The 17,109-nt window shown below is 63.7% G+C and carries 12 protein-coding genes and 1 pseudogene; 6 read left to right on the forward strand and 7 right to left on the reverse strand.

Annotated features, from left to right (window positions below):
• Positions 1–8 precede the first annotated feature (8 nt).
• From VH326_RS01305 to VH326_RS01325, 5 genes are all read right to left on the reverse strand, one after another.
• Positions 9–3,401 carry a glycosyltransferase gene (locus VH326_RS01305; RefSeq protein WP_329629984.1) on the reverse strand — a complete coding sequence of 1,131 codons (3,393 nt, stop codon included), beginning with the start codon at positions 3,399–3,401 and terminating at the stop codon, positions 9–11.
• A gap of 55 nt (positions 3,402–3,456) precedes the next feature.
• Positions 3,457–4,629, reverse strand: coding sequence for a glycosyltransferase (locus tag VH326_RS01310; protein WP_329629985.1), 1,173 nt, complete (start codon positions 4,627–4,629; stop codon positions 3,457–3,459).
• Positions 4,629–5,573 carry a hypothetical protein gene (locus tag VH326_RS01315; protein WP_329629986.1) on the reverse strand — a complete coding sequence of 315 codons (945 nt, stop codon included), beginning with the start codon at positions 5,571–5,573 and terminating at the stop codon, positions 4,629–4,631. The genes VH326_RS01310 and VH326_RS01315 overlap by 1 nt, the downstream gene beginning before the upstream one ends.
• A 12-nt stretch (positions 5,574–5,585) precedes the next feature.
• A complete protein-coding gene (locus VH326_RS01320; RefSeq protein WP_329629987.1) occupies positions 5,586–6,374 on the reverse strand; it encodes a DUF2334 domain-containing protein in 789 nt (262 codons plus the stop codon).
• Positions 6,375–6,509: 135 nt separating this feature from the next.
• On the reverse strand, positions 6,510–6,797 hold the full coding sequence (locus VH326_RS01325; RefSeq protein WP_329629988.1) for a GCG_CRPN prefix-to-repeats domain-containing protein: 288 nt from the start codon (positions 6,795–6,797) through the stop codon (positions 6,510–6,512).
• Between the two features lie 381 nt (positions 6,798–7,178).
• On the opposite strand from VH326_RS01325, the gene VH326_RS01330 reads away from it, so the two are divergent.
• The 5 genes from VH326_RS01330 (at position 7,179) to VH326_RS01350 (ending at position 14,645) form a co-directional block, all read left to right on the forward strand.
• Positions 7,179–7,532: a DUF2946 family protein gene (locus tag VH326_RS01330; protein WP_329629989.1), complete on the forward strand. Its 354-nt coding sequence runs from the start codon at positions 7,179–7,181 to the stop codon at positions 7,530–7,532.
• 93 nt (positions 7,533–7,625) lie between these two features.
• Positions 7,626–9,797: a TonB-dependent receptor gene (locus tag VH326_RS01335; protein WP_329629990.1), complete on the forward strand. Its 2,172-nt coding sequence runs from the start codon at positions 7,626–7,628 to the stop codon at positions 9,795–9,797.
• 105 nt (positions 9,798–9,902) lie between these two features.
• Positions 9,903–10,670, forward strand: a complete 768-nt coding sequence (locus VH326_RS01340) for a hypothetical protein (protein ID WP_329629991.1) — start codon at positions 9,903–9,905, stop codon at positions 10,668–10,670.
• Between the two features lie 227 nt (positions 10,671–10,897).
• Complete coding sequence (locus tag VH326_RS01345) at positions 10,898–13,930, forward strand: HsdM family class I SAM-dependent methyltransferase (RefSeq protein ID WP_329629992.1); 3,033 nt, start codon at positions 10,898–10,900, stop codon at positions 13,928–13,930.
• Positions 13,905–14,645: a hypothetical protein gene (locus VH326_RS01350; protein WP_329629993.1), complete on the forward strand. Its 741-nt coding sequence runs from the start codon at positions 13,905–13,907 to the stop codon at positions 14,643–14,645. The genes VH326_RS01345 and VH326_RS01350 overlap by 26 nt, the downstream gene beginning before the upstream one ends.
• Here the strand turns inward: VH326_RS01350 and VH326_RS01355 are convergent.
• Positions 14,614–14,854 (reverse strand): annotated as a pseudogene (locus tag VH326_RS01355) (hypothetical protein); the annotation flags it as partial. The gene VH326_RS01350 and the pseudogene VH326_RS01355 overlap by 32 nt on opposite strands.
• A 27-nt stretch (positions 14,855–14,881) precedes the next feature.
• Between VH326_RS01355 and VH326_RS01360 the strand changes: the two are divergent.
• Complete coding sequence (locus VH326_RS01360; RefSeq protein ID WP_329629994.1) at positions 14,882–15,148, forward strand: antitoxin; 267 nt, start codon at positions 14,882–14,884, stop codon at positions 15,146–15,148.
• Positions 15,149–15,266: 118 nt separating this feature from the next.
• On the opposite strand, the gene lepA is transcribed toward VH326_RS01360, so the two are convergent.
• Positions 15,267–17,078, reverse strand: coding sequence for a translation elongation factor 4 (gene lepA / locus VH326_RS01365; RefSeq protein ID WP_329629995.1), 1,812 nt, complete (start codon positions 17,076–17,078; stop codon positions 15,267–15,269).
• Positions 17,079–17,109 lie beyond the last annotated feature (31 nt).

A 17,109-nucleotide genomic window follows, 5' to 3' on the forward strand; every position in this document is an offset into this window, starting at 1 on the left:
TAATCGCCCTACCCCGCCCGCGCGTGCATCCTTCCCGTTCGCTGCAATTTCCCCCACCCGACGCTCGGCCCGCGCAGCGCTTGCGTGATCGCCTTCAGCACGACGTAATACATGATCTGCCGATACCCGATGCGCTGCGGGATCAGCAGCCATAGCAGCCGCCATTTCTCGCGCCGTTCGAGCGCGAAGGCGACCACCGCGGACAGCAGATCGATCGTGGTGAATACCAGCCAATAGAGCAGCATCTTGTCGACATCGGTCTGGGTCTGCGCCCAGCCATGTTCCTCGATCGACAGCCAGGTGGTGATGAAGCTGACGATCAGCGCGAGGTCAATGATCGGGCTGATCGCGGCGAGCACGATCTGGAACAGGATCGCTTGCGGCACGCCGATCCACGCCAGTCCCGGCGGGCGGCCGGTGGCGACGATCCGGCCATGCTTCCACAGGCATTGCAGCGTGCCGTAGGCCCAGCGGAAACGTTGCTTGGCGAGGCCGCGGAAACTCTCGGGGCTCTCGGTCCAGGCGACGGCATATTGGTCGTACGTCACGTGCCACCCGGCGCGCTGGATCGCGATCGTCAGATCCTGATCCTCGGCGAGCGTATCGTGCGGGTAGCCGCCGACCTCCCGGATCGCCGCCAGCCGCCAAGCCCCGACCGCGCCGGGCACGACCATCATTGCACCCAATCCGGCGAGCGCGCGGCGTTCGAGGTTCTGCGCCGTGACGTATTCGAGCGCTTGCCAGCGTGTGACCAGATTCACCCGGTTGCCGACCTTGGCGTTGCCGGCCACGGCACCGAGCCTGCGATCGGCGAACCACCGCGCGAGCCGCGCGATGGTGGTCGGCTCGAACTGCGTATCGGCATCCAGCGCGATGACGATCTCGCCGTTCGCCAGGTCGAGGCCCCGGTTGAGCGCGCGCGCCTTGCCGCCATTTTCGAGCGTCACCAGCCGGACGCGCGGATCGTGGGCGAACGCGCTTGCCATGATCGCGCTGGTGCGGTCGCTCGACCCGTCGTCGATCACGATCACTTCGATCCTCACCTCGGTCGAGGCGAGCACGGTCCGCACCGACCGCTCGATCACCGCTTCCTCGTTGAACGCCGGGATCATTACCGTGACGAAGCGGCCGGGGTCGATCGCGGGAAATACCGTCCGCCCCTCGCGCCGCGCCTGGATCAAGGCGAGCGCCGACAGGATCACCGCGCGCAGGATGCCGATCGAGATCGCGAACACGAACACCCAGCCGAGCGTCGTGACAATCGCGCCGATCGTGCCGAACAGGAACAGGTCGACCTCCGCCGCGGTGCGGTCGCTCGGCGAGATCGGCGGCATCGCGACGTCGCGTGAGATGCCCGCGAGCTTGGAGACGGGGACGAAGGTGTACCCCAGGCTGCGCAACCGCTCGATGATGACCGGCAACGCGGCCACCGTCTGCGCGCGGTCGCCGCCAGCGTCGTGGAGCAGCACGATATTGTGGCTGCATTGCGCCTCGCTGCCGGTCGCGCAGTCCTGGTTCACCCTGGTCACGCCGTTGATGACGTTGTCGATGATCGCTTGCACCCCGGGGCGCTGCCAATCCTCGGCATCGACGTGCAGCCCGACCGAGATATAGCCGCGATTCTGCGCCTGGAGCGCCGGGGCGAGTTCGTCGGCGGTGCTCGGCTCGGCGTCGCCGAAATAGGGGGCGCGGAACAGCTTGAGCGATCGACCGGTGAACGCCTGGAACAGCCGCTGCGTCGCGTTGAGCTGAACCTCGGTCTCGGTGTCCGACGCGCCAGCGAGATTGGGGTGGGTATAGGTGTGGTTGCCGACCTCATGCCCTTCGGCGACCATGCGTGCGAGCAGCCCGCGCTGAGTCAGCGCGTTCTCGCCGACGATGAAAAAGGTCCCGGTGACGCCCTCGCGCTTGAGGATGTCGAGGATCTGCGGGGTCCATTGCGGGTCGGGGCCGTCGTCGAAGGTCAATGCGACCTGCTTGTTCGCCGCACCGGTGCGCCGGATGACGTATTGACTGGGGAGCGCCGTTACCGTTGCTGCAGCAATACTGCCGTCGCGCGCCGTCGCGATCGTCCGTTGCCCGTCGGCGGGTGTCGCGACGATCTTGAGGATTTCGCCCGCGCCCTCGATGTCGACGTCGGTGCCGGTCGGGATCGTGCCGATCACCGACGCGGCGGGCAGCGCCGGATAGGACCGCCCGAAGATCGCCCATAGGCTGGGATCCTCGGCACCGAGCCGCCACAGCGCCACCCCGCCGATGCCGGCGCGGCGCAGGAACTGGATCTGGTTATAGGCGGATGCCGCGTCGAGGAACCAGACGATGTGGTTCTTGCCTTCCTCGTCGGCATAGGCGAACCCCGAATTGCCGCTGGCGCGGTCGAACACGGGCATCGCGTCCGAATCGCGCGCCGCTTGCCAGGCTTCCTCGACAGTCATCGGATCGGCGCCGCCGGGATACCAATCGTAGCCGTAATTGCCGATCGTCACGACCAGCTTGGAGGCGGGAACGCCGCGCGCCGCGTCGGAGACGACTCGCGCGAACCACGCCTGTGACGCGACGGGGCCGGGCGCGCTCGATTGCTCGTGCTCGTCATACGCCATCAGGAACACGCGATCGACGATCTTCGCGTAGGCGGGGAGGTTCCACGACGGATCACCGAGCACCGCCGCCATCGCGATCACCCAGCCATGCCGGTCGAACCGGATGTTGGCCTCGGTGAGGAACGCGCGGTAATCGGCCTGGGCCGAGGGCGGCAATTCCTCGAAGTCGAAGAACGCGCCACCGGCGTGGTTTGCCGCCAGCCACGGCTCGATCCGGTCGAGCAACGCCGCGCGCTGGCGCGGATCGTGGAGCAACGCCGCAATTCCCGCCCCGTCCCATTTGCCCTGCAGCGCGTTCTGGAACATCGGCAGGATCAGCGGCCGCCGCGTCGCAGCGTTGAGCACCGCGCGCCCTGCCGTGTCGGGAAACACCGTGATCTTGTGGTTAGCCCCTGTGATCGACACCCAGCCGGGGATCACCCAGTCGAGATCGTTGACGTGGCGCCGCAGCGATTCGACCGATTGCTCGTCCCACGGCACGTGGAACGCGATCGCCAGCGGTACGTTGCCCGCTTCCTTTGCCGACCGCGACCGAGTCTCGCCAGTCAGCCGCCGCGCATACCAGTCGACCGTCCGCCTGGTCCGATCGAGCACGGTGTCGCGCGGCGGCGCGAGCTTCTTGAACGCCGCGCGCTCGCTGTTGACCGGCAACAGCGGCTGAACCGGAACGAGGCCGATCGAGGCCGCGAACACCGCGCCGGACAGGATCAGCAGTCCCACGAACGCCAGCACGCCGAACGCGAACCGCCGCCGCCGCCGGCCCGATGGGTCAAAGAATACGGGAGCGCCGGGAACTTTCATCGCGCCGGGTGGTGGCACCGTACGACTGGCGCTTCAAGCAGCGCCGTCATTCCGCTCAGGCCGCCGCGCGGGCAGCGGTCGCGCCGGCATAGGCCGCGAAGAGATCGTCGAAATGCGCGTCCATCGTGCGGACCGCTCCCGCACGCGCGGTAGCGCGTGCGCGGTGTGCGGCGGGATTGTCGGCCAGGAAGTCGGCCAGCGCGCGAGTCATGTCGCGGACATCGCACGCGGCGTAGCGCGCGCCGCAGCCGGCGCGGAAATGGTCCGCCGCGCCGCCGCGATCCGGCAGGATCAGCGGCAGGCCGCTCGCCGCGCCCTCCGCCGCGACCATGCAGAAGGTCTCCGCCTCGCAGCCATGGATCAGCGTGTCGGCGCTCGCCAGCACGTGCGCGAGCGTGGCGCGATCGCCGAGCGCAGGCGCGACATGGATGTGCGGCGACCCCATCGTCGCCCGCGCCACCCGCGCGCGGTCGCGCCCCGCACCGACCAGCAGCAACCCGACCGCCTGGGCCGACCCCGCCGCGAGCACCGCTTCGCATACCAGCGGCCAGCGCTTTTCGGCCGCCATCCGTCCCAGCCCGATCAGCAAGGTCGCGTCGGGGGGCAAATCGCATTGGGCGAGCAATTCGGCCCGCAGCGCCTCGTCGCGCAGATCGGGCGAAAATACCCCCGGCTCGACCCCCATCGGGATCGTCCGCGCCTTTATCACGCCACCGCCATGGAGTCGCCGGGTGAGATCGTCGCTCGCGCTCACCACGAAATCGAACTGGCGGTCGAGCCGGCGCAGGTGCCGCCAGTACCAGCCCAGTTGGCGGTCGATCGTCGGGATCGAGAAAAGCCCCTGCAGCCAGCGGTACGGATAGGCCGACAGGAAATCGCTGTGCATGATCAGCGCGCGCGGCGCGCTCCCCCGCCAGCGGCCGACCATCGATGCACTTGTCCAGGGTGACGCGACCTCCACCAGATCGGGGCGCCATGTGTCGAGCGTGGCGTGCAAGCGATCCTGATCGTCGAAATAATGATAGTTGCGGTCGAGCGGGAATTCGGGTGCCGCGATCGTCGCGATGATCGCACCGGGGGCGACCTCGTCGATCCGGTCCTCCTTGCCCGGCGCGAGGATGACGATCTCGTGCCCGGCGGCGGGGCCCGCCTGGAGCTTGCGCTCGACATAGGTGCGCACCCCGCCGCCCGCCGGCGTGTAGAACGCGCAGACGTCGACAATCCGCATCAGCGCGGCTCCACCGACAGCGCTTCGCGCGACAGATCGGCCAGCGCCAGGACCGCGCCGATCAGCACTTGCCCGGCGAAGATCATCCCCGCGACGAGCGCCACCGTCTCGGCGACGTTGGGCACCGACCGCAGCATCTCCGCGGCGAGCCCGGCGAACACCAGATCCTTGTTGGGGAGGAACGGCAGGCGCGTGATGAACTGGCGCGCGGCGGCGAGCAGCAGCCACCAGCCGAGCGACACGTCGGGCACCACCATCGCCCACAGCAATCCGACCATCAGCGTCATCGCCAGCGAGCGCGCCATATGGATCGCGCCGATCCGCCAGAACTGGTCGCGCGACACCGCGAGCAAGCGGCGGCGGAACAGCATCACCGCGAGCGAGGAGCCGATCAGGATCACCCCCGACCACAGGATCGACGACCGCATCGTCCCGAATTCGAGCGGACCCGGCAACGCGATCGCCGCGAGCAGCAAAGCGATCGTGACGATATTGCCGACCAGCGCCGACAGCACCGCGACGTCGCGCACCGCGCCGAACGGCGAGCCCGGAATCCGCGCGTGGCGCCGCGCCCACAGATAGAATTGCAGCTCGCCCGAATAGCCGAACAGCAATTCGTTCGAGGCCGACTTGCGGAACAGCGCACCCAGCCCGGACCAGGGCAAGCGCCACAGCCCGCGAAAGATCAGGAAATCGGCGACCGGCTGGATCGACAGGAACACCGCGAGCGCTGCCCAGAAGGCCGGCGACGACGGCGTCATCTGCCACAAAGCGGCCAGGTCGCGCCGCCCCAGCGCATGCGCGACGGCGACGATGATCGCGATGGAGAGCAAGGGCCCCGCCCAGCGAAGCCAGGGCGCCGCGACGCGATCCCCCGCGTCCCTGGCCCAATCGGCAACCGCAGCGGCCTCCATTCCGCGCGCGGCACGTGTCATGTCGCTCATCCGGTCGCTACCTTAGCCTCTGTCCCCGTTCGATAAATCCGCCGGCATCCCCACGGCCGGCAACAATTCTCGGTACCGGGCAAAACGCGCCCCGCGCGACAGACTGGCGATCGTCCGCGCGATACTGTCGGTCAGTGCCGTTACATTGGTGTCTCCAGGATGAACGGCGAGGCGCATCCAGGGTTTTCTGGGCAGAGCGGCGCGCGCCAGCGCGGCGACGGCGAGCGACGAGGCGATCCGCCAGCGGCTGCGGCTCGCCCAGGTGATCACCGGTCCCTTCGCGACGACTTCACCGGTCGCGGGGCGCCATACGCGCATGTGATCCTCGGCCAGCGCAAAGCCTTCGTCGGCGAGCGCCGCTCTCGCGCCGTCGCCATAGAGCCAGGCGGGCGCGATGAACCCCACCGGCGCGCGCCCGATGACGTCCTCGATCAGCTTGCGCCCGTCGGCCATGCGCGCACGGGCGGCGGCGTGGTCGAGCCCGAGGAACTCGCCCTCGCCCGCGGTCATCCGGGTCGCCTTGAACTTCGCCAGCGCGCCCGAATGGTCGCTCCTGTCGAGGTGGAACCAGCCATGGACGAACATGTCGATCCCGGCGTCCGACCAGCCGCGCAAACGGCTGGCGAACGGCGTGCCCGCGCGGATCGGCGCATCGCCCCAATGATCGGGCACCACCAGCATCGCGTAACGCGGCGAGTCCATCCCGCGCGACACGAGGTCGGCCAGCCGATCCACCGCGCTCTCGAACTTGGGCGAGACGTCGTGGATCGATACCAGCAGCGAGGGTTCGGGACGGGCCATATGCGCGCGCCGCTAGGCCCGTCGCGGCCTCATCGCAAGCTCCAATGCGCACGTCGCCCAAACGCGAAGCGGCGGACTCGCGATTGCGAGCCCGCCGCGTCTGTCATCCATGAGCTCGTCGAAACGAGCGCCGGATTACCGGTAGCGCCAGCCGTTGCCATTGCGATAGCGATGCTGCCAGTAGCGGCTGCCGTCCCAATAGCCCTGGTTCGGGTAATAGTTGCCGATCACCAGCCGCACGCCAGGCGCAGCGACGACGGCGCCGCGATCGTATCCGCGGTCATACCCGCGATTTGGCATGCAGCGGTTGTGCCAGCCGCGGTGATAGCCGCGGCCGCAGCCTTCGCGCGCCTGGGCGGGGATGGCGGCGACGGTCACCAGCGCAGCGCCGGCCGTCAGCGCGGCAGTCAGAAACTTGTTCATAACGCACCTCTCTAATTGTTACAGGGGCAGTCCAATCGGGACGAAACACAAACGCGAGCCGCGCCGACCCGTTCCCAATTGTCGATACCCAAGCGCAACAACGTTCGAGTGGCGAAAACTCTCCACGCGGCTGCATTTTTTCCGGTCGGGTCGGACCGCCTAGCGGTCGTCGCAAGGTACATCGTCGGCCAGCCGTGCCGATCACCGTGGCGGGTTCACTGCGGCGAACGCCTTGACCAATGTAACATTACCACATATCGGCGCGACAGAGCGAAGCGTGTTCACAAGAGAAACTCGACCGTCGGCATGCAAGACAGCGTTGCGATAACCCGCACGAGGCAAGGGGCCGCGCCCGCTGCTGCGCGCGACGCTCGCTTGCGCGTGCGACGGATCGCGATCCTGGTCGTCGCGCTGCTTGCCTTCGTCTGGCAAGGCTTCGTCACCCAGACCCACGAACATTTTCAGCCTGCGGCCGTTTCGACGCTGCAGATCGCCAAGGCCGGTCATTACCAGGCGACGGGGGGTCAACCCTCGCGCGACGACCCGGCCAATTGCCCGATCTGCCAGGACATTGCGCACGCCGGGGCGTACATCACACCGACGCCGCCCGCCGCGGTGTTGGCGACCGAGGCCGCCGCGCCTTCGCATGTCGTCCCACTGTCGTTCGCACTGACCGTACGCGAGCGATCCCACGCCTGGAAGAGCCGTGCTCCACCGATCCAACTCCAAGCCTGAATAACAACCGCGAGCAGGTGCGCAAAGCGCCGCGCGCTCGCGTCATCGGCGATTCGGTCAGCGAATCCGCCACAAGGTTCCGGAGTTGTCGAAATGCGATATCTTTACCTGCTGAGCGCGGCTGCGGCTGCGCTTATCCCTGCCGCCGCCGGCGCGCAGGATGCCCCCACACCCCCTGCAACCGCGGCGAATACGCCCGCGCCGCCGCCGGCGAACAACAACCAAAGCGGCGACATCGTGGTCACGGCAAGCCGGCTCGACCATGCGCGCGACGCGATCCTGCCCTCCCTGGGGGCGAGCGACTATACGATGGACCGCACGCTGCTCGAAAAGCAGCCGGGCGGCGTCGATCGCAATCTCGTCCAGGTGCTGGTGCAAGTGCCTGGCGTCACGCTCGACAGCTATGGCGCGGTCCATGTCCGTAACGAGCATGCCAATCTGCAGTATCGCTTGAACGGCGTGATCGTGCCGGAAAGCATTTCCGGGTTCGGGTCGACCTTCGACCCGCGCATCGCCGATTCGATCGACCTGCTGACCGGTACGCTCCCGGCGCAATACGGCTATCGCACATCGGGCGTGGTCAGCCTGAAGACTCGCTCCGGCGCCTTCGCCAATGGCGGCGATATCGGCTATTACGGCGGCAGCCGCGGCACCATCGAGCCGAGCGCCAGCGTTCGGGGATCGAGCGGCGGGCTGAACTATTTCGCGTCGGGCAGCTATCTGCAGAACGATCTGGGGGTCGAGAACCCGATTTCGTCGCGCGACGCGATCCACGACCGCACGCGCCAGTATCGTGGCTTCGGCTATCTCTCCGATATCGTGTCGGAGAGCAGCCGCCTGACCGTTTTCGGCGGCGCCTCGATCGGCTATTTCCAGATCCCGGACAATCCCGGCCAGCCGGGCGCCTATACGCTGAATGGGGTTTCGAGCTTCGATTCGGCCAGGCTCGACCAGAACCAGCGCGAGATCACCTATTACGGCGTCCTCGCCTACCAATATGCGGGCGGGCCGTTCAACCTCCAGATCGCGCCGTTCGTGCGCTATTCGCAAACGCGCTTCACCCCCGATCCGCTGGGCGGCGATCTCATCCTCAGCGGCGTTGCCGATCGCTCGCTTCTGTCGAGCCTCACCGCCGGGGTTCAGGCCGACGGCAGCTACAAGCTGTCCGATGCGCACACGCTGCGCTTCGGGATCTTCTTCCAGAACGAGCGCACGCGGTCGATGGTGGCGTCGCGCGTGTTCGCGGTCGACGCTAACGGAGGCCAAACCTCCGACGTTCCGTTGTCGATCATCGACACGGGCGGGCGCGACGGCCAGCTCTACGGCATCTATCTGCAGGACGAATGGTCGCTGACTCCGACCCTGACCTTGAACTATGGCGCCCGTTTCGACGCGGTCCGCGCCTATACGCGCGAGCAGCAGGTCAGCCCGCGCGTCAATTTGGTGTGGAAGCCCGGCGACGGCACGACGTTCCACCTCGGCTATGCGCGCAACTTCACCCCGCCGCCGCAGGAGCTGATCGCGGCGCCGACGCTCGCGCTGTTCGCCGGCACGACCAAGCAAACCGAGATCGGCGCCGCCGGTCCGGTGCGCGCCGAGCGCGAGCATTATTTCGACGGCGGTTTCCAGCAAACGATCGCGCGCGGATTCAAGATCGGCGTCGACGCCTATTACAAGATCAAGCGCAACCTGCTCGACGAGGGGCAGTTCGGTCCCTCGCTGGTGCTCTCGCCGTTCAACTACGCCAAGGGCTACGCCTGGGGCGTCGAGCTGAGCGCGAACTACACCAGGAAAGCGCTCGATCTCTACGCCAACGTCGCGCGCGGGCAGGAGAAGGGCAAGGCCATCGTCTCCAGCCAGTATTTCTTCGCGCCCGACGAGCTGGCGTACATCGCCAACCACTACATCTTCACCGACCACTCGCAGCGCTGGACGGCGTCGGGCGGCGCGAGCATCACGATCGGCGACGGGATCGGCAAGCTCGTCCCCACGGTCGACTTCCTCTACGGCGACGGCCTCCGTGCCGACGAGCCGGCGGGGATCGTGCCGAACGGCGGCAAGCTGCCATCCTATTTCACCGCCAATTTCGGCATCGCGCAAAACCTCGACGGGCCCGGCGTCCTAAAGGGCGTATCGATCCGCCTCGACGTGACGAACGTGTTCGACAAGGTCTATCTGCTCCGCGACGGCTCTGGCGTAGGGGTCGGCGCGCCGCAATATGGCGCTCGGCGCGGGGTCTTCGCGGGTATTCGAAAGACGTTCTGAGGACATGCCGCGCCGCCGCTTCGGACCGCGGCGGCGTTGCCATCAGTGCGCGGAGTGAAACTTTTCATTTTCCTACACGAACCTATTTGGTTTATGACAGTGCGGATGAAGAACCTCACCCCCACGCAACCCGCGGTCCCCGACTTCACCCCGGTCCCGCGCAAGTACCGCTATGATGGCTGGACCGCCGAGCGCCAGCGCGGCTTCATCCACGCGCTGGCGGAGACCGGATCGGTCAAGGCCGCGTGCGCGCGGATCAACATGAGCAGCGAGGGCGCCTATTACCTCCGCCGCCAGCCCGGCGCCGACGAATTCCGCGCCGCCTGGACCGCAGCACTCGATCACGGCGTCCAGCGCCTCACCGACATCGCGATCGACCGCGCGACGGAGGGCGTCGCCATCCCGATCTTCCACGACGGCGTGCAGGTCGGCGAGCGCCGCTGGTTCAACGACCGGCTGCTGATGTTCATCCTCAAGCACCACATCCCGCACGTCTACAGCCCGCCCCAGCTCAAGACCGGCACCCAGCATGTCGAGACGCTGCGCCGCGAATGGGAGAACGAGCAGTTCATGGAGCGACACCGGCGCGGCGAGCAGGCGACCGCCAACATCTGGCGCAAGATCGACGCGATCCGCGGCCACTTCCTCTCCGGCCTGGTCGGCGATCCCGCCAAGCGCGCCGCGTGGGATCTGATCGTCGGCCCCACCGACTGGACCGCGGTGGACGGCTGGGACGGCGAGGCCCCGACCGAGTTCGACGGCGACAACATGACTTTGCCGAGCACCATCACCACGCTTGCGGTGCAAGTGGGGGTGGGCGAACGGATGAGCGACCTGATGTTCGCGCGGGGTGGGGATGAGGACGAGGAGTAGCGCGCGGGCCGCCGCCTGAGCGGAGCTTGGAAGGCGCACCAGCCCCGCGCCCGGCCGACGGCCGGCCGGCAAAGCCGTGTCGATCGACGACGCGGCTTTGCCGCGGCGGGGTGTGGTGGAGCCCGTTCACTGTTCGTACTTTTTTTGCTTTCCGAACCCACCCGACAGCCATATAGATAACGCGAACCCCGCGCGGCGGGGTTTTTGGCGCTGGTCGGAGAGGAACGATGAATTATTTGTCATCCTGGCTCGACCACTTAGGATATCAGGGTTCTGAAAACCTGATTTCGACAGAACATCCGAAAAATGATCGACCATATTCCGCTGAGATCGAAGACATGTTGTCTGCCTCACGTGGGATCGGCGCATCCCATGTCTATTGTGTCGGGGACGTTCCGGTAGTCTGCTTTTTCGCTGCCGCAGTGAAACCGGAATTTCATAGCCTCAAAACTTGGGCTGACCACATCAGGGCTAAAGTGTGGAATCAGGGGTTAGCCAGCGTTGTCATTATTTTCCAGGAGGACGAGCTTCTGGCGTTCTCCACGCTTCGGACGAACGATCAAGAGCTGCGTCTTGGCCTCAGCGAGGCGACACCTACAGGGCCGTGGTCTGCATATGACTTCTCCTCCAGCGCAGTTCAGCAACGACTGCCGGAATGGTTCAATCCAGAACTACGGATTGATCAACGTCTGCTGATGAATTTGAGCAAGGTTGTCAGTCAGATTCAGCAACATGGCCTGTCTCGAGAAGAGGCCGAAGCGCTGATGGCGCAGGTGATTTTTATTCTCTACCTCGAGAGTCGAGGCATTGTTGGAGATTGTTATAGGGCGAAGCATCATCTGACCTCATTTTCTACTCTCGTTACTGAAGGGGACGGCGCTGGATTGGACACGCTGATCCGCACGCTCGCGAAAACGTTCAACGGCGATTTTCTTAACGATCACGGCAACGGCCCCCCGCTGTGGCGCGACGTCAACAAGCGCGTCTTCGCCGATGTAAAGCGGTTTCTTCTTGGCGATGACCTTCTAAGCGGTCAATTTAGCTTCTGGGGATATGACTTCAGTATTATACCGGTCGAGCTTCTCTCATCCATCTACGAAAGCTTCTTGGCTGACCGCCAGCGGGATCAGGGAGCATATTATACTCCACGTCATTTAGCGACCATGGCCGTGGAGGAAGCATTTGCCCGGCCGTCTATTCCTCGAAAATTTCGTGTTTTCGATGGCGCATGCGGCTCCGGTATTTTGCTCACCACGGCATTCCAGAAAATGTTGGCAATCGCCGAAGCAGACGCCGGTCGAAAGCTGAGCTTCGCGGAACGTGTCGATATTCTAGTGCACCGTATTTTTGGAGCGGACGTCGATCCTACCGCCTGCTGGATCACGGCATTCAGCCTTTACTTATGTCTCCTTGATCGACTCACTCCGTCTGACGTGGCTGTTCTGCAAGAAGATAAGGACGTCACGTTACCACCGCTCGTGAGCGCGAAGATAGGCCATGGAAACATCATGGCGGGTAAGGCAGGCGACTTCTTTGGTAAAGAACCTAAAGATAAATTCGATATATTAATATCAAATCCGCCTTGGAAAGAACAACGTGGAAGCGTTGCACCATTCGAAAAGCTAATTGTAGATAAGTATCATGGCGCGTCGATACCGGACCGGCAGATTGCCGCCGCTTATGCCTACGTCGCGACACGTCGTGTTAAAGTTGGCGGGACGATTGCTCTCGTTCTCCCCCTTAATCTCTTAATTGGCTTGGAAAGTTATCGATTCCGGCAAGCTCTTCTGGAGCTGGTTAGCATAGATCGCATAATTAATTTTGCGGATCTGAGACACTTACTTTTTCCAAAGGCAAAGAATGCTTGTGCGCTAATCATAGCACACCCGAGGAAAAAGGCGAATGGGCGGATAATCGCACCTGCCGAAATGATAGAGTATCTTTCGCCTAAGGCGGACCCTCGCCTCGCCTTAGGGGCGGTGACTATTACACAAAACGATCGTTCGTTAGTATCCCCGTTGGAGGTATATAACCATCCTAGCGTGTTCATACAAAACTATTGGGGCCGTGAGGAGGATACAGCCCTTCTGAGCAGGATCGAGAGATTTGGTACTGTTGGCTCCGCAGTGGCTCAGCGACAATGGTCTTCTGCTAAGGGCTTTCATAAGACCGATAATAACAACCACGCTATCCCCCTGGATCGCCCAGACATGCGGTGGCTAGCTGAACTCCCATTCTTAGCAACGCGTCAAATGCCAATCGATCATCCGTTGCTCGATCAGGACGCGATAATGCCATTGGTGCGAGAGAAGTTCAAGGAGGTGGCCACTCCGGGTGGCTGTAAAGGCGCGCTGTTTGATGGTCCTCGCGTGATATGGCGCAATGGTCTGTCGAGAGGACTACAGGTACGAGCCTTCTACTCTGACCGCCCTTTCGCTTTTCAACACACTGCCTGCTGCGTTGGAGGCCCGAAAGAAGACGCAGAAGTTCTACAGTTCCTTAGTATCTATCTAAGATCCGAGCTGGCGACGTACTTCATAATTCTTTCAAGCTTTTCAGCTATTGCTGACCGTCAGGCGGTGAGCAAGACGGAGGTGCTGAACCTGCCGTTCATACTGCCCGCACATCATCCCAACCCGAAGCTGGCAAATGATGTTATCTCCGAGGTCGCTGAATTGTTTCAGCGGCTAGCCGCGATTCCAGATTGGCTGCGCAAATTGGAATACGAGGGGTGTTCCGACTGGCTAGAACAACGGGTCCTCGCCTACTTCGGCGTAACAGCGGACGAAGCAGACCTGGTACGACAGACCGCAAGGATTGTAGCTCCTTCGCTTCAACCTACGTCGTATAAAGGGCTATCTACCCCGTTGAATCAACGCCCCTCTGTTGAGTTTATGTCCAGCTATCTTTCTACTTTGACGGACACGCTGAAAAACTGGCAGATTGCGCGGGGAGGGCGAGGTTCTTTCAAAGCTGAAAATCTTTTTTACGACGAAGATAGGAGGTTGGGAGCTGTGCACCTTTGGGTCGGGGACCGACCGGCAGCTAAAACAGAGTCGTTGAAGAATTTGGACCTTTACAGGAAAGGTGCGGGCCAAACTGGGCACATTTTGGAGGTACCGGACATCATCCTTGCGGAGGGGCGCAGCATATATTTGATAAAGCCTATGCAAAACAGGTACTGGGGCGTGCGCGCCGCATTAGCAGATAGCGAGCGCATTTTGGCCGGTTTAGATGCCGCTTCACATAGCCGGTTCTAACTCGCTTGCCGGTATCGATGCGGAATGGCTTGAGGCCATCCCGCCGATGTCGCTATCCCGCGTTCTCGACTACGTGGTCGCTACTTGGCGTGCTCTCGTGAAGGAATGGCCAAACCAGCACTGTTTTTCAAATTCGGAGCCCATCTTATCGCTCAGCTTGGGGCAACGCTTAAATGAGTTGAAGCGGAAGCGGAAAGCTGGAGTCAGCGGCGCGTTTCTCGCCGAAGCGTTAGAGCCGGTCCGGGACGGTGGGGTTGTTCAACAGCACGGTCGCACGGACATCAAGTTCGTTTTAGGTGATATAGGGGCACCGGAACTCATTATTGAGTGCAAAAAGCTCGACGGCACGGGCGCAAAGCGCACTCTATATTGTACTGAGGGGATCGCCCGCTTCGTATCCGGAAAGTATGCAGCAGACTACGGTCACGGTGTTATGCTTGGGTTTTGCCGAAATTCGGCTAGTCAGGAAAGTACTTATCTGCAAAACCTGCTCGGAACCTCTGCGATCGTGGCGACCTGCAATTCTCTTCCGTTCGGCGGAGGGCACTTTACGTTGCACCCGTCCGAGATATGCCCGACCTTGGCAAGCTTCGATACAAGGCACAAACGATCGGATTGTGTCACGCCCTTTCAGATCGCGCACCTTTTACTCGATGCGCCTGAGTTGGTCGGCGACGGAACTCCTACTTCTCCCCCATCCTTAGCGCTGCAATAAACGCCTCCTGCGGGATGCTCACGCTCCCGTATTCGCGCATCTTCGCCTTGCCCTTCTTCTGCTTGTCGAGCAGCTTGCGCTTGCGCGTCGCAGCCTGTCCTCGACAGCGATCGGGGATCGCCGCCATAGCATTTCGCGGTCACGTCCTTGCGCATCGCGCTGATCGTCTCGCGCGCGATCACCTTGCCGCCGATCGCGGCCACGGGTATTTACGCGTCAATCCCATGGAGACGACCATGGCCGTGCACCAGACCAAGACGTTCAAGTCCGGTAACAGCGTCGCGGTGCGATTGCCCAAGGGCTTCGGGTTTGCGCCCGGCACGCCGGTGACGATCCAGCGCAACGGCGACGCGCTGACGATCAGGCCGGCGAACGATCCGGCGGAGGCACGTCGCAAGCTAAGGCAGCTCGTTGCCGATCTGCGCGCGATCGGCCGGGCCGGCGAAATTCAGGGTCGTGACGAGGTCGGGATAGAGTTTCCAGATCGCCCCGGACTATATTGACGATGGGGCGCCTGCTCGACACCGGCGTGTTCATCGCGCTGCGCGAGGCATGGTAGGGCCGGCGAGACGCTGATCCTCGGCTAACTCGGCGATTGCTGCGCAATCCCCGTCCATAGCCTCAGCCCTCATCCCCCATCCTCAACGCCGCGATAAACGCCTCCTGCGGGATGCTCACGCTCCCATACTCGCGCATCTTCGCCTTGCCCTTCTTCTGCTTGTCGAGCAGCTTGCGCTTGCGCGTCGCGTCGCCGCCATAGCATTTCGCGGTCACGTCCTTGCGCATCGCGCTGATCGTCTCGCGCGCGATCACCTTGCCGCCGATCGCCGCCTGGATCGGGATCTTGAACAGGTGCCGCGGGATCAGTTCCTTGAGCCGCTCGACCATGCCGCGCCCGCGCACTTCCGCCGTGCCGCGATGGACGATCATGCTGAGCGCGTCGACCGGCTCTTCGTTGACCAGGATGCCCATCTTGACCAGATCGCCCTCGCGATAGCCGATCTGGTGATAGTCGAAGCTGGCATAGCCCTTCGACAGCGATTTCAGCCGGTCGTAGAAATCGAACACCACTTCGTTGAGCGGCAGTTCGTACGTCGCCTGCGCGCGGCCGCCGACATAGGTCAGGTTCCTCTGGATGCCGCGCCGGTCCTGGCACAGCTTGAGGATCGAGCCGAGATATTCGTCGGGGCAATAGATCGTCGCCTCGATCCACGGCTCGGCGATGCTCTCGATCTTGTTGGGCTCGGGCATGTCGGCGGGGTTGTGGAGCTCGATATGCCCCTGCCCATGCGTCAGCTCGATCTGGTACACCACCGACGGCGCGGTGGTGATCAGGTCGAGATCGTATTCGCGCGTCAGGCGCTCCTGGATGATCTCGAGGTGCAAGAGCCCGAGGAACCCGCAGCGGAAGCCGAAGCCGAGCGCGGCGCTGGTCTCCATCTCGAAGCTGAACGAGGCATCGTTGAGGCGAAGCTTCGAGATCGACTCACGCAGTTTCTCGAAGTCGTTGGCGTCGACCGGAAACAGCCCGCAGAACACCACCGGCTGGACTTCCTTGAACCCCGGCAGCGCCTCGGCCGCGGGGCGCTTGGTGTCGGTCAGCGTGTCGCCGACGCGCGCTTGCGCGACATCCTTGATCTGCGCGGTGATGAAGCCGATCTCGCCGGTGCCGAGCTCGGTCAGTTGCTCGATCTTGGGGCGGAAACAGCCGACGCGGTCGACCAGATGCTGAGTCCCCGCCTGCATGAAGGTGACTTGCTGGCCCTTGCGCAGGATCCCGTCGATCACGCGGATCAGGATGACGACGCCGAGATAGGGGTCGTACCAGCTGTCGACCAGCATCGCCTTCAATGGCGCGGCGGCGTCGCCCTTGGGCGGGGGGATTCGCTTGACCACGGCTTCGAGCACGTCGGGGATGCCGATGCCCGATTTGGCGCTGGTCATGACCGCGTCGGAGGCGTCGAGCCCGATCACTTCCTCGATCTCGTGGCGGACCTTTTCGGGCTCGGCGGCGGGGAGATCGATCTTGTTGATCACCGGCACGATCTCATGATCGTGCTCGATCGACTGATAGACGTTCGCCAGCGTCTGCGCCTCGACCCCTTGCGCGGCATCGACCACCAGCAGCGCGCCCTCGCACGCCGCGAGGCTGCGGCTCACCTCGTACGCGAAGTCGACATGGCCGGGCGTGTCCATCAGGTTGAGCGTATAGGTCTCGCCGTCTTGCGCGGTGTAGGACAGGCGCACCGTCTGCGCCTTGATCGTGATCCCGCGCTCTTTCTCAATGTCCATGTTATCAAGGACTTGCTCGGACATTTCGCGCGCCGACAGGCCCCCCGTGGCCTGGATCAGCCGGTCGGCCAGCGTCGACTTGCCATGGTCGATATGCGCGATGATCGAGAAATTGCGGATCTTGTCGAGGGGTGTGGTCATGTCGGCCGCGCCGATAGCAGGGCCCGCGCGA

Origin of the sequence: Sphingomonas sp., from assembly GCF_036269755.1 — a bacterium.
Classification (GTDB): Bacteria; Pseudomonadota; Alphaproteobacteria; order Sphingomonadales; family Sphingomonadaceae; genus Sphingomonas.